The following is a 12,607-nucleotide window of genomic DNA, read 5'->3' on the forward strand; positions in this document are numbered from 1 at the left end:
GATATTCGGTTGTTCCTGCCGGGGATGGGAAGCTCTCTTGGCGTTCGCCGCGCAGTCTAGTAGAGCAACTACATTGACGAGCCACACCGGGTCAAACATATACGCCAGAACTGGCTAATCGACCTCCAAAAGAAGGCGATTTTAAACCGTATGAAACACAAGTCGCTCTATATTTGGCTGCTGATGCTCGCTGTCCCTGTGTCGGTTCTGATAGCAGCTCAAGTCGATACAAGTTCTGCACCATCAATCGGCGGGGGAGGCTACGACCTTGGTCCGTTTGTGTATTCCTGGTTATTGATAATTTTCACGGCACTCTGGTCTCTGTGCGCTTTTGTGGCAGCGCTGCTTAAGAAAGGCCGAGCTTCCTCTTTTCGCGCTTTCGGCCTGGCAGGCTTTGGTGTTCTCGTCTTCACTGTAATGGTGCTTTTTTACGGAGAAAACCTTTCATAACTGCTCGTCCTGAAAGCGCTTCGATGGTCCGGATCGGAAGAATGCCCAAGGTGACGACTTATAGAACCACTCACCGTTTGCACCTGCGCGTATCGCTTAGGTCCAGTCAGGATTGAAAGAACATCGCCTTTTCGACAAATTAAGTTCCAAAGAGTGCGGTTTCGGCCTTGAAGCTGGGTGAGTGAGTGGTCGTGATGCGCGGTAGAGCAAGGGCTTACGACGGCCCTAGCTCAAAACTGGTGTTGCGCACCCGTTTTCCATCTCTTTGTTGCTTTACGCCCGCGCATAAAACGTCATTGACCCGGAAGTCCTGAACGGCGACCATCAGCACAAAGACAACTCGACGCGGGATCGGCAGATCAATGGAGAATACCCGAGAGAAAGTCGCCGTCGTTGTAGCCAAGCTGCGAAGTTTAGAGATTATCTGCGATCTCTTTGGCGGTTGGGCGGAGGAAGTTTTGGGGCTCCGCAAGCCCTCCGCTCACGGTGATATCGACATGCTCTATCGCAACGAGACCTTTAAAGAACTGGATTCCAAGCTTCGAGACATTCCTGAGTTCGAAGAGGTTCCGCTGAAGCGCTTCCGGCACAAACGAGCTTTTCGCTTTTATGGCACGCTGTGCGAGATAACTTTGGTTCAAGAGCGAGAGGGGCCAATTACGCTTTTCTGGGGCGACGTTCCTTTCCGGTGGAATACTCCGTTGCTGCATAAGGCTTTGGTGGACGTTTGCGGGCAGCCGATTTCGGTCGTAGCTGCCAACAATCTCAAGCGATATCGCGATCTCCACAACGACACGCAGCCGCATCGCTGGCGTGACCCGCAAGCGTTGGAGCCGTCCGCATGAGGCCGGAACTCCTTTTACTCCACGCGCTGCCGTTGGATGGATCGATGTGGGCAGCCCAACTCAACCTCCTGCCAGGTGCAACGTATGCGCCAACGCTTTATGGTTTCGGTGATTGCGTCCAAGACTGGGCTGCTGAGGCCCTAAAACTCCCGATGGGTAACAAACTGATCGTCGTCGGCTGCTCGGTTGGCGGCTCATGTGCCTTGGAGGTTGCAGCGCTTGCGCCGGATCGTGTCGCCGGGTTGATCATCATAGGGACGAAAGCTGCAAGGCGGGTGGATTCAAGGGTGAACCTAACCTACGCCGATGACCTCCAGCGGATGGGGCTGAAGGCTGCGTGGGCCGAATGGTGGAAGCCCGCTTTTTCCCCAAGCACTTCCCCTGAGATCATCGCTGAAGCGGAGGGTATTCTTATGCGTCAGCCGCTTGAGGACGTAGTGCGAGGCGTCAGGGCATTCCATAGCCGCCAAAGCAGGGGCGACGTCCTTTCCACATTCCGTGGCCCTGTGCATGTCGTTACGGGCGACGCGGACGTATTGCCAGGGACGACCACAAGCGTGAACCAAGCAGCCTCGGCCTACAATGGCTATCTGCACGTCATTCCGGATTGTGGACATTACGTGCCGATGGAACGACCCGCCGCACTCAATTCGATAATCAAACACCTAATTGACCAATTGACTCCTTCGGGCTGGAGCCGAGGTAACAATGGAATCGACTAAGACGCCAAAGTTGGCACCGCTAGCTGTCGGAGACATCGTCCGGTTGGTTTCACCGGCAAGTCTCCCAGATGAAGCTGACGTGCAAAGCTGCCTCACATTCCTTGCGGGACTCGGCCTCAAACCGCAAGTGGGAGCCTATGCCCTTGACCGATACGGGTACCTAGCCGGTCGAGACGAAGACCGTCTCGCAGACCTCAACGACGCCATCAGGGATCAGACCGTTCGAGCCATCATCGCGACGAGGGGCGGAAAGGGGGCCTACCGTATTGCGGATGGTGTCGACTTCGCTGCCATACGTGCGAACCCAAAGGTCCTGATCGGCTTCAGCGAGATCACGATCCTTCACTTGGCGATCTGGAAGCAGTGTTCAGTGCCAGGAATACATGGCGCAGCATGGAGTCCGGTTCAATCAGGTGAGACCTCTTCCAGATCGTTCGAAACGGCTATCTCGTCGACAGAAGATACCCTTGTTCATTCTCACGAAGGCGAGCCAACCGCTAATTTGACGACGTCCGGAAAGGTCACCGGTACGCTCATAGGCGGTCAACCAATCAAGACAGTCGCGGCCATGCTGGCGTTCGACGGCCGCATAGAGCCTGTCCAGCGCCGCAAGATGCTTTCGCCTTGTCGAGGGCTCGATGCTCGTCTTGAGTACGTCCGACCAGATCGTGGCCCAGAAGCGCGGAACGCCGGACGGTCCCACGCTAGCCATGCCGGAGATCGTCGGCGGTATCGATGATGAGGCAAGATTGAATGGCATGGGAACCCGCGTTCAGAGACTGACGCGAACGTTGCATACTCACACTTAAAAGCAACAGCCGAGACCGCACTTTATCGAGGAAATCTACAACAGCGTAAACGGCGGTTCAGGCCCAAAAAGCAACACTCTTAAAACCGCATGGAAGTTCCATAATATATGTTATGCGATTATCAGTTGTAGCCGCAAAGTTAAAGTGTCCTGTTTCTGCAAAGTTGGAATGTCACACTCCCCGGGTCTGATTGACGTCTGGGAGATTGCAGATGGGATTGATTACGATGAGCGAGCGCGATCTGCAGCGGATCGAGGTTTTGTCGAAAGTCATGGCCGGCCGAATGACGATGGTATCAGCGGCACATGTTCTCGATCTGAGCGAGCGCCAGGTCCGCCGCCTCCTGGACCGAATGCGCACTGACGGTGCAGCCTCGATCCGGCACAAGGCCATTGGTCGACCGTCGAACAACCGGATCAATGATGGTATTCGCGACTACGCTGTGGCGCTCGTTCGGGAGAGTTATGCGGATTTCGGACCGACCCTGGCGACCGAGAAGCTTGCCGAGCGTGATGGCCTGCAGGTCTCGCGTGAGACGGTTCGCAACTGGATGGTCGATGCTGGACTTTGGTTGTCGCGCAAGCAGCGGCGGACGTTTCACCAGCCGCGACTTCGACGTGAGGCCTATGGCGAGCTGGTGCAGATTGATGGTTCTGAGCACCGTTGGTTTGAGGATCGCGGGCCAGCGTGTTCGTTGCTGGTGTTCGTCGACGACGCGACCGGCAGGTTGATGCAGTTGCGTTTTGTGCGTTCCGAGAGCGCCTTCACCTACTTCGAGGCGCTGGCGCTTTATCTCAAGCGTCACGGCGCGCCGATTGCCTTCTATTCCGACAAGCATTCGGTGTTCCGGGTGGCAAAGAAGGACGCCAAAGGTGGCCAGGGAATGACCCAGTTCGGGCGGGCGCTGTGTGAGTTAAATATCGAGATTCTCTGTGCAAATTCAAGCCAGGCGAAGGGCCGTGTGGAACGGATGAACCGAACATTGCAGGATCGGCTGGTCAAGGACTTGCGATTGGCTGGCATCGACACGATGGACGCCGGTAATGCATTTTTGCCTGACTTCATGGAGGATTATAACGCACGATTTGCGGTCGTCCCTGCCCGATCTGATGACCTGCACCGACCGGTGAACCTCGCACCGGATCGGTTATCCGATGTCCTTTGCAAGCGTGAACAGCGTTATGTTGGATCACAGCTGACATTCTCCTATGAACGCAAACGCATCATGCTGGAGGAGACCGACGTCACGCGCGGCCTTGTTGGTAAATATGTTGAGACCTATGCCTATGCGGATGATCGACTGGACGTGCGCTGGAGAGGGTACTCCCTGCCCTATACGGTATTCGACAAGGATCAGCGGGTCACGCATGCGGCGATCACCGAGAACAAGCGGCTCGGTGCGTGCAGCTGGTTTTGCGACCCAAGCGCGCCTTGGCAAAAAGGGACCGTCGAGAATACCAACAAGCGAATTCGACGCTTCCTGCCAGGCAGCACAGACCTGGCAGTCGTGTCACAGCGCGACCTTCTCCACCTCACGCGTCATATCAACGATCAACCGCGCAAATGCCTTGGATACAGGACGCCGGCCGAGGTGTTCATGGCTCATTTGCAAGAAGGAAGGTGATCCCCTACCCTAAAGCGCGGGTATGGTGCACTTGGGTTAGCTTCTCCAGCGTCCGGCAGGTAGTTTTCAACAGATTAGCCAGGAAGCCATTCCTGGAGAGGGCGCACGTGCGGATCGGGATGCTGTTCGCCACGACAGAGCGGCTAGTGCGCAATGAGTCTGCAATCCGTGTGAATGCGGATGTCCTGATGAGACGTTTCAGCGGCAGCCTTGAACGGGGTGCAAGCTCGCCCATTACCATGTGATGGATATGCGTGCTTCTCCACTCTCGTCGCGGCCTTCTGGACGATGCCCCGCCAAGTTTCGATCAATTGCATTTTTCTCATTTGGGGAGAAACGTCGGGCCAGTATTTCGAGGCAGTGAAGCCATAACGAGGTTTAGGGGCTCCAATGTGAAGCTGGCAAAGACGACTAGAGCGTATCACTGACTGATTGAATGCCAACGTGGCAGTACCACCTAACCTCATACGCGGCCCATTGCCGGGGCCGCGTATGTTACGCTGCCAGCGGCAAAGCACGCACACGGATGAACTTGGCTGCGACGGTTTCACCAAGATTCGTCTGAACCTGAACGGTCGCTGACAGAAAGTTGGCCGAGATCGGTACCTTGGCAAGGACGGTCCAATCGAAAGGCTGCACGATGCCACGGATTACGCTCGGACTACTCGACGGCATCTTCACCGCCACTTCGACGTCGATCGAGTGAGAGTTTCCCCGCAGAGCTTCACGAGCGCTTCCTCCCAAGTCATGGAGCTGCCCATCTACCGACGACTGGTTGACCGACCGGATACAGAGTATATGCCAGTTGCATTCAGCTTTCTCCGTCAGGTAGCTTACGCGCATCGCGCTCCACTACTATCAGTCCTCAGCAAGCAGTTAGAGCGTCGACAAAGGAGAAATACTAAATGGCCCATTCAAAGCTTGGTCTCCGGCCGAGAATTTACCCGATTTGCGCTACATCAATTGGCAGTCTCGCGGGCTTTTCGGTAGGTTTTCTGACGCGCCCCAAGCTTCCGCTTATCGGAGAAAAAGCGCCAATTGAATTTCTGTGGCAGCCTGTGGTTCAGGACTTCGCAGTCGTAAAGACCGAACTCATCGACCATATGCTTATCGTAACTGCCATCGGCGCGGCGGTCGGTTTCGCGGTCAACAAATTCACAAGACGTTAAACGACTCGATAAAACTACGGTAGTTTCGACCACATCTCGTTGATCGCAGCATGGTCGTTAAACATAGACACCGCTAACTTCTCTTTGCCTTTATAGTTAACCCACCCACAGCTTGTCCCTATAATCGTTCCCCAAGAGTGGACGAGTACGCCGCCGCTCATTCCGCCGAAAGTAACATTTGATGCCCCAACTGAATTTTCTTTTTCAAAATTTATTTTGATACGTCCGCTTGTTGCCACCAATTTTCCGCCAACGGCATTGGAAGACTGGTTGCTGAACATTTCCGTTTTGCCGGAGTATCCAATCAAATATATGTCTTCGTCCAAATCTAAGTCGCCTACGTCTGCATCGTAATCCTGAGTAATTGAAGGCATCAATGCGTTTCTAGATTCGAGTTCCGCATAGTCGGTCGACAAATACGCATTTTTATCTGCTTTTGACAGATCTTCTATACGATCTCCTAAAATAAAATTTAGCTTCGCCGAGGTGTTTATCATCGTAAATTGCAGCATATCTTCAAACGAGACCACGGCCGAGTTGTAAACGGCTTTCGCATGCCTGTCAGTTATAGCCATCGGCGGAGAAAACGTTCCAATTTTGCGATTGTTGGCTTTGGAGGCCCAGATCAACCAATTGTGGAAAGGGTGGCGGCAAGTCTTAAGTATGCGACCCTTGTCAAAATGCCCCGAAAAACTGGTATATACCGACATAATGGGACATTTCCTTAGGTCTTGCTTGCGGCAACTCTCAATTTGAATATTTTCTAAATTTTTAGCAAATAAATCTTCGGTTGAAGCATCCAAATCTTCGGCGCTAAATTTGCGAACCTTACTAACGTCGACTGTTTTTACCGGCTTATCAGTACTCTTGTGCACCGATCCGACACTGAAGACCCGCACGACTGAGTCAGCGAGCTTTTGATCAACGATCTGCGGATTTCCGTTAACGTCCTTGAAGCCTTCCCATTTCACTTCTGCATAAGCCGGCGTGGCGCATAACAGAGCAAGTATAACGACAACCTTCATCGAAAGCTTATCCTTCAAGTACTATCGTGCAGAAACTTCCATATATTGATACACCTCGATTGTGTTTTCCAGCGGGAAAATCAGTGGCGGTACGCCCACACCAGCCCAACCCGCTCCATTACAGACATACCATCCATATCGGGATTTCCTTTTCTGATCTGTGACAGTTGGAGTGTTTGCAGAGACGACGGCCCTTAATAAAATGCGAACGATCAGGTGGCAGCAGGCCAATCGTTCGCGGGTTCATCGACTACGGCTTCATCCTCTGCGGGATCGGGATCCACGTGGCGAGATTTCTCGAGCTCAACGATCCGCTCACGAGCGACCTTGAGAACGTCCTCATGGTCAACGCCTTGGACGACAAACCTGTCGATAAGGCCCTCAAGTTCCAACCGAAGATCGGCTCGCCATTCGCTGTTCATCTCTTATTCCTCCGTTTGATTGGCTTGTCGGAAAGTTCGATCCAGACTGGCGCGTGGTCGCTGGTGTGCTCCCACCCACGCACATGTCGGTCGACCTCAGCCTTGGATAGACGCTTCGTAAGATCAGGACTTAGAAGGAAGTGATCCAAACACAATCCGGCATCGCGGCCATAGGCGTTTCGGAAATAGTCCCAGAACGTGTAGATGCGTTCTCCCGGATGGAGCTGCCGGAGAGCGTCGGTCCAGCCCTGCTCTACCAGCTCGCGAAAAGCTTCACGCACCTCGATGCGGAAGAGCCCATCATCCCTCCACCGCTCCGGCTTGTAGACATCAAGCTCCGTCGGGATGACATTGTAGTCCCCCGCCAGGATGACAGGCACTTCTAGCTCTAGCAATTCGGTTGCATAATCGTGCAGGCGCTTGAACCAGCGAAGCTTGTAGTCGAATTTCGGGCCGGGATAAGGATTGCCGTTCGGCAGGTAAAGGCCGCCTAACACGATGCCGTCGACGACTGCCTCGATGTATCGGCTCTGATCGTCTTCCGGATCACCCGGAAGCCCTTTCCTCGTAAGCAGAGGATCCTGACCGCGGGCGAGTATCGCGACGCCGTTCCAGGACTTTTGGCCGTGCCACACAGCCCCGTATCCGGATTTCTCGATCTCCTTAACCGGAAACCTGGCATCAGGCGCCTTCAGTTCCTGGAGCACGACAGCATCCGGAGCCGCCTCGGCTAGCCAGCGAAGCAGCACCTCGAGCAGACCGTTCACGCCGTTGACATTAAACGTGGCGACCTTCACTTGCGCTTTTGGTCGCCTTTATCGCCCTCGCCCGGCTTTGCGTCGTGCTTGGCCTCGTGGCGCTTGTCAGCGGACAGGGAGATTAAACTTCCTGAAATGACTACCCCCTAGAGGTTGCATTCACTGATCCATGCTGAAGATCTTGGCAGGATGGGCATTGACGCCATCATCGAAAAGGCGCGCGCAGTGGTTGGCGATGGCCCGACCTATTTGTCCTTCGATATCGATAGCCTCGATCCGGCCTTCGCGCCGGGCACTGGGCCGCCAGAAATCGGGGGGCCCACCAGCCGGCAGGCGCTCGACATTCTTCACGGACTGAAGGGCGTGGATTTCGTCGGTGGCGATGTCGTTGAGGTCGCTCCACAATATGACACAACCACCAATACCGCCCATATCGGCGCCCAAATGCTCTTTGAGATCCTTAGTTTGATCCGCCTCAGCCCGGCGATTGCCTCAGGCAAATGAAACTGCACCTAGGCGGTCTGCCAACCAACGCCTGAGAAAGCTTAAACGCCTTGAACCGTCGACCTGGACATTATCGGAGCCACAACGCGACACGAGGAGCAAGCCTTGCAGGACAAGATATTCCCGTGTGTATCACTGGGAATAGCTAGGAGCGTACGGTGGCCAGCTCACAGACGCGAAGTTCAAAAATACAGAGCCCGCTTGCGTGAGCGCGGGCTCTCCCGTTTCGACGTACGTGGCCAGGATGCAGATAGTGACCTCATCAGGCTGCTAGCATGACGCGTGCCGGAAAATAGCTTTAATCGGCCAGGCGTGGCGGTGAATAGGTCGCACCTCATAGTGTCATGCGGGTATACCTGCTCGAAATCCTCCATGCAGAAGAGCAACTCCAGAGTCCAAAAGAATTTCTCCGTTTCTACATTTTCATCTCGGTGCAGCGCGTCCATTAATAAAGAGAAATATCAGCTACCCGCCATTGACCCATATCAGTCGCAGGACCTTAGGAAGACACAGCGCCTGTAAATCAGCAAGGAACATCGACCCCTTGGAGGTGCGGACAAATTCTTGGACGGCTTATGCTGCAATTCCGAGATTCCGGCGGAATTCGGCGGGGCCAATCCCGCCCAGTGAGAGCTTTATGCGGTGCTGGTCGCCCCAATCCAGCAGGATCATACTTGCGATATCGATTTGAGTTCTCCTTCGGCCGCGATTGGCCGGAGGAAGAACGCGCGACGCTCAGGTTAAACAGGGAGCCGACGACGACTCTGGCACTGTCCGCTGCCCTTTGGACAAGGAACACTATTCACCGTGAAGCAGACCATCTGTTCAGCAAACAATTCCGGAATGCGTCGCGAGTAACTGGGGTTTTACCGCAAAGGCGAGTTCAGTTGATGTCGTCAGGAATAAATCCACCCGTCTGCCGCTGCCACAGCCGCGCGAAAAGACCATTGGTTTCAATTAACTCCCCCGGCGGGCCTTCCTCTATTATGCGGCCGTTTTCGAGCACGACGATGCGGTCCATGCTGGAGATGGTCGATAGGCGGTGGGCAATGGCGATAACCGTCTTGCCTTGCATCAAAAGATCAAGTTTCTCCTGAATCGCGGCTTCGGATTCACTGTCGAGGGCCGAAGTTGCTTCATCCAGGATCAGGATCGGAGCGTTTTTCAGGAGAACGCGGGCGATCGCGACACGCTGGCGTTGGCCGCCGGACAGTTTGATGCCGCGGTCACCGACGTAGGCGTCGTAGCCCTTGCGGCCATCGCTATCGGAGAGTTCTGTTATGAAGGTGTCGGCAGCAGCCATTCTGGCGACATCTTCCACCTCCTGCGCGCTCGCCTCCGGTCGCCCATAGCGGATATTATCGCCGACCGAACGATGCAGCAGCGACACATCCTGGGCTATAACGCCAATCACGCGGCGCAGACTTGATTGGGTGACCGAGCGAATATCCTTGTCGTCGATCAGGATCGCGCCGTCCTGGATATCGTAGAAGCGCAGCAGGAGGTTGGCGAGTGTGGTCTTGCCAGCCCCCGATAGCCCGACGAGTCCAACCTTTTCACCGGGACGGATCGTCAGCGAGAGATCATCGATAACCGGCTTGCCAGTCTTGTAGGCGAAACGGACGTTCTCGAAACGGATTTCGCCATGGCGAATGGTAAGATCCGCTGCGTCTGGACGATCGGTGATGGTGGGCGGTGTCGTCATGACGGGCATGGCGTCCTTGATCGTACCGACTGCCTGGAAGATCTGTTGGCCCATCTGTAGGAACGTGAAGGTGTGAGCAGACAGCCGGCTGAGGACGTAAACGGCAGCCGTGAATTCGCCGATCGTGACGAAACCATCGACAAGCCCGGTAAATCCGATCGAGAGTATCGCCAGCCAGTGCATCATGTTGAGGACAACGACTATGACCTCCGAGGTGCGGTAGATCCGCTGTTCACTTTGTTGGGCACTGATGGCCTTGGCAATAATGCCGCGGATAGCGCCCGCCTCGCTGTCTTCGGCGGCAAACTGCTTCACCATCTGCATATTGCCGTAGAGATCGGTGATCGCGCCAGAAATCAGGCTGCGCCGCTTGGCGGAACGGCGCGAGCGCTCGGTAAATACAGGTGCCAGCCTGATAGCGAGCAGAACGTTAAGCGTGATCCAGACGATGGTCGGCAAGGCGAGCTGCCAGGAGAGAGCGCTCAAGAGAATGACCGACCCAGCCATTTGCATCACGAAGCGCGGGATGGACTGGAAGGCCGATATGATCTGCTGCTGCACGGCAGAGGCCACCTGCTGCAGACGTGAGGCGACCTGACCAGCATAGAGATCATGGAAAAAGGCCAGATCCTGCCGCTCCACCGCCTTGTGGCCCTGCCACTGAATGGCGGCAGGCATACCAATGCCAAGCGTATGCGAGTTCAGCGTGTTGACGAGAAAGGAACCAAGCGGGATTGCGGGAAACAGCATCAGGCCAAGCAAGGTCAGAAGCAACCATTCATTGTGCAGGAAGGCGCTTGCGCCCTGTTGCGTCACGCCATCAACGATGACCGATAGTCCCCAAATAATCGTCAGATTCATGGCCTCGATTGCCATTGTGGAAAGGGCGAGCACGAGCAAGATGCCGCGGAACATCCGGATGAAGTGCAGGAGAACAGCCACCGGGCCTTTCGCGGGCAACGGCTGATAGGGGATGTCGAGGGGTTGGATCAGCGTTTCAAAGGGTCGATAGATCGTATCGGAAATCGACATCAGGGCTCGAACTCCAATTGAGGAAAGATCAGAGGGTCTCGGCATATTTTAGCATTTCTGCGACGGCATCAATTATGACCTCGTTCCCTAAGCCGACGTCCGGCACGAGCCAACGCCACGAATCCAACACTTCTCGACCAGCATCTCCATCATTCCGAAACATAAGTGACCGCTTTGGGATGCACCTCTGCCGGAACGAATGGGCGACCCGACGGTCCAAAACGAAAGTTATTTTCGCCTTGGGCCGGGACCGGACTGTCTGATTTATGGCGGCGAGAGTGAAATAGCTGCCGTCAAACGCAGTGAACACTTTGACTGCTTCTGAACGTAATTCCAACCGTTAAGGCGTCCAGCACTCTGCGTTCAGGCGCGCGATGACAACCTCCACGACCAAGATAACGGCGCTTTGCCGGCTTGCAATATCCGACCATCTCAGACGTTGTAGCCCTCCAAAGGATCGCCAATGGCAGACGTTACCTTTTCCGTTTTCAGCGCCCTTCGGCTGCGTATCGACAGCGACTTGATTTCAACATAGCAATGACGCCTGATCCAATTTCGAGATAGCTTGTTCAATGCGTGACAGCGACAAAACACTACGGCGGCGTCTCGTCGATGCCCTTCGCCCGCTGGCCGAGCGCGACACGCGCTTGATGCTCGAAAACGAAGATCCACCGTCCATCTCGGCCTTCGTCGCCCGTCACAGGGAAACCATTTCCGAGCTCAGCATGCCCGCAGCCGGCCTCGTCATTGTCATCGAAGGCCGCAAAGAAGTGCTGTGGGGCGCGGAACGCAATATCTACCACGCCGGCGACGCCTTCGTGCTGCCGGCCGGTGCGGAGGTTGATGTTGTCAATGAACCAGATGCCGATACTGGCGTCTATCGCGCCCTCTTCGTCCGCTTCTCTCGCACCCTGGTCATTGAGGCGGCACGCCTTTGGCCGCAACTCACCAAGCGCGACATACCCCTCGGCTCGCCCATCACGATCAGTCCGACGCTCTGCTCGGCAATCATCCATAGTGGCGAGGCGCTGGCGGGTGCGCTCGACCTTTCCCGGCGCGTCGTAGATCACCGTGTTCTCGAGGTTCTGCTTATCCTGGCCGAACAAGGTGCGCTGCCATTGATGCCCAAATATGTCGACCGCTCAGTCACAGAAGCAGTGCGCCTCCTGATCCGCCACCGGCTCGATCACGCGTGGTCAACCGCCGCGGTCGCTGCGTCCCTGTCGATGTCAGAAGCCACCCTGCGGCGGCGACTACGGGACGAAAACCACTCACTACGCGCGCTGCTGCTCACCGAAAGAATGCATGCCGCTTACCTCATACTCTCGGATCGGGATGCCGATGTCGCCGACGCAATAGCCGCTACCGGCTACGCATCGCGTTCACACTTCTCGCGGCACTTCCAGGATGCCTTCGGACAGGCTCCTTCGACCGTTCGCAGGGCACGTAAAAAACCATTAGCCTGACCGCTTCAGGCTCATTGCTGATCAGATCGGGCCCACCCGCACTGGCATCGTTCCCTATGCTCGACTGAAATCAACC

General features: G+C 55.4%; 12 protein-coding genes and 2 pseudogenes. 8 read left to right on the forward strand and 6 right to left on the reverse strand.

The annotated features are described in order from the left end of the window. The first annotated feature begins 150 nt into the window (after window positions 1–150). The 4 genes and pseudogenes from GH784_RS13765 to GH784_RS27730 all read left to right on the forward strand — a co-directional run. Complete coding sequence (locus GH784_RS13765) at window positions 151–450, forward strand: hypothetical protein (RefSeq protein ID WP_003519293.1); 300 nt, start codon at window positions 151–153, stop codon at window positions 448–450. 362 nt (window positions 451–812) lie between these two features. Then, the gene (locus GH784_RS13770; RefSeq protein WP_003519291.1) at window positions 813–1,295 is read left to right on the forward strand and encodes a hypothetical protein; all 483 of its coding nucleotides are present in this window, start codon (window positions 813–815) and stop codon (window positions 1,293–1,295) included. Beyond that, window positions 1,292–2,017 carry an alpha/beta fold hydrolase gene (locus GH784_RS13775; protein ID WP_153793521.1) on the forward strand — a complete coding sequence of 242 codons (726 nt, stop codon included), beginning with the start codon at window positions 1,292–1,294 and terminating at the stop codon, window positions 2,015–2,017. The genes GH784_RS13770 and GH784_RS13775 overlap by 4 nt, the downstream gene beginning before the upstream one ends. Then, window positions 2,004–2,345: pseudogene (locus GH784_RS27730) on the forward strand (LD-carboxypeptidase); the annotation flags it as partial. The gene GH784_RS13775 and the pseudogene GH784_RS27730, both read left to right, overlap by 14 nt. Before the next feature lie 81 nt (window positions 2,346–2,426). Here the strand turns inward: GH784_RS27730 and GH784_RS27420 are convergent. Continuing rightward, on the reverse strand, window positions 2,427–2,777 hold the full coding sequence (locus GH784_RS27420; protein WP_246670460.1) for a hypothetical protein: 351 nt from the start codon (window positions 2,775–2,777) through the stop codon (window positions 2,427–2,429). A gap of 260 nt (window positions 2,778–3,037) precedes the next feature. Between GH784_RS27420 and GH784_RS13785 the strand changes: the two genes are divergently transcribed. Next, window positions 3,038–4,450 carry an ISNCY family transposase gene (locus tag GH784_RS13785; protein WP_112153437.1) on the forward strand — a complete coding sequence of 471 codons (1,413 nt, stop codon included), beginning with the start codon at window positions 3,038–3,040 and terminating at the stop codon, window positions 4,448–4,450. A gap of 495 nt (window positions 4,451–4,945) precedes the next feature. Here GH784_RS13785 and GH784_RS13790 read toward each other — a convergent pair whose 3' ends face one another. Continuing rightward, window positions 4,946–5,125 carry a hypothetical protein gene (locus GH784_RS13790; RefSeq protein WP_111791135.1) on the reverse strand — a complete coding sequence of 60 codons (180 nt, stop codon included), beginning with the start codon at window positions 5,123–5,125 and terminating at the stop codon, window positions 4,946–4,948. 230 nt (window positions 5,126–5,355) lie between these two features. On the opposite strand from GH784_RS13790, the gene GH784_RS13795 reads away from it, so the two are divergent. Further along, window positions 5,356–5,619 carry a hypothetical protein gene (locus GH784_RS13795; RefSeq protein WP_111783992.1) on the forward strand — a complete coding sequence of 88 codons (264 nt, stop codon included), beginning with the start codon at window positions 5,356–5,358 and terminating at the stop codon, window positions 5,617–5,619. Window positions 5,620–5,633: 14 nt separating this feature from the next. On the opposite strand, the gene GH784_RS13800 is transcribed toward GH784_RS13795, so the two are convergent. The 3 genes from GH784_RS13800 to xth all read right to left on the reverse strand — a co-directional run bounded on the left by GH784_RS13800 (window position 5,634) and on the right by xth (window position 7,863). Continuing rightward, on the reverse strand, window positions 5,634–6,644 hold the full coding sequence (locus GH784_RS13800; RefSeq protein WP_112153438.1) for a serine protease family protein: 1,011 nt from the start codon (window positions 6,642–6,644) through the stop codon (window positions 5,634–5,636). Between the two features lie 212 nt (window positions 6,645–6,856). Next, window positions 6,857–7,066 (reverse strand): hypothetical protein, encoded by a 210-nt coding sequence (locus tag GH784_RS13805; RefSeq protein ID WP_035200757.1) that lies wholly within the window; start codon window positions 7,064–7,066, stop codon window positions 6,857–6,859. Continuing rightward, window positions 7,063–7,863 (reverse strand): exodeoxyribonuclease III, encoded by an 801-nt coding sequence (xth, locus tag GH784_RS13810; RefSeq protein WP_112153439.1) that lies wholly within the window; start codon window positions 7,861–7,863, stop codon window positions 7,063–7,065. The genes GH784_RS13805 and xth overlap by 4 nt, the downstream gene beginning before the upstream one ends. A gap of 120 nt (window positions 7,864–7,983) precedes the next feature. Here xth and GH784_RS13815 point away from each other — a divergent pair. Beyond that, window positions 7,984–8,328, forward strand: a pseudogene (locus GH784_RS13815) (arginase family protein); the annotation flags it as partial. A gap of 883 nt (window positions 8,329–9,211) precedes the next feature. Here GH784_RS13815 and GH784_RS13820 read toward each other — a convergent pair. Then, window positions 9,212–11,065: an ABC transporter ATP-binding protein gene (locus tag GH784_RS13820; RefSeq protein ID WP_111783841.1), complete on the reverse strand. Its 1,854-nt coding sequence runs from the start codon at window positions 11,063–11,065 to the stop codon at window positions 9,212–9,214. A 572-nt stretch (window positions 11,066–11,637) separates the two neighbouring features. Between GH784_RS13820 and GH784_RS13825 the strand changes: the two genes are divergently transcribed. Then, window positions 11,638–12,531, forward strand: a complete 894-nt coding sequence (locus tag GH784_RS13825; RefSeq protein ID WP_112153440.1) for a helix-turn-helix domain-containing protein — start codon at window positions 11,638–11,640, stop codon at window positions 12,529–12,531. The last annotated feature ends 76 nt before the right edge of the window (window positions 12,532–12,607 follow it).

Origin of the sequence: Agrobacterium tumefaciens (assembly GCF_009649785.1) — a bacterium.
Lineage (GTDB): Bacteria > Pseudomonadota > Alphaproteobacteria > Rhizobiales > Rhizobiaceae > Agrobacterium > Agrobacterium tumefaciens.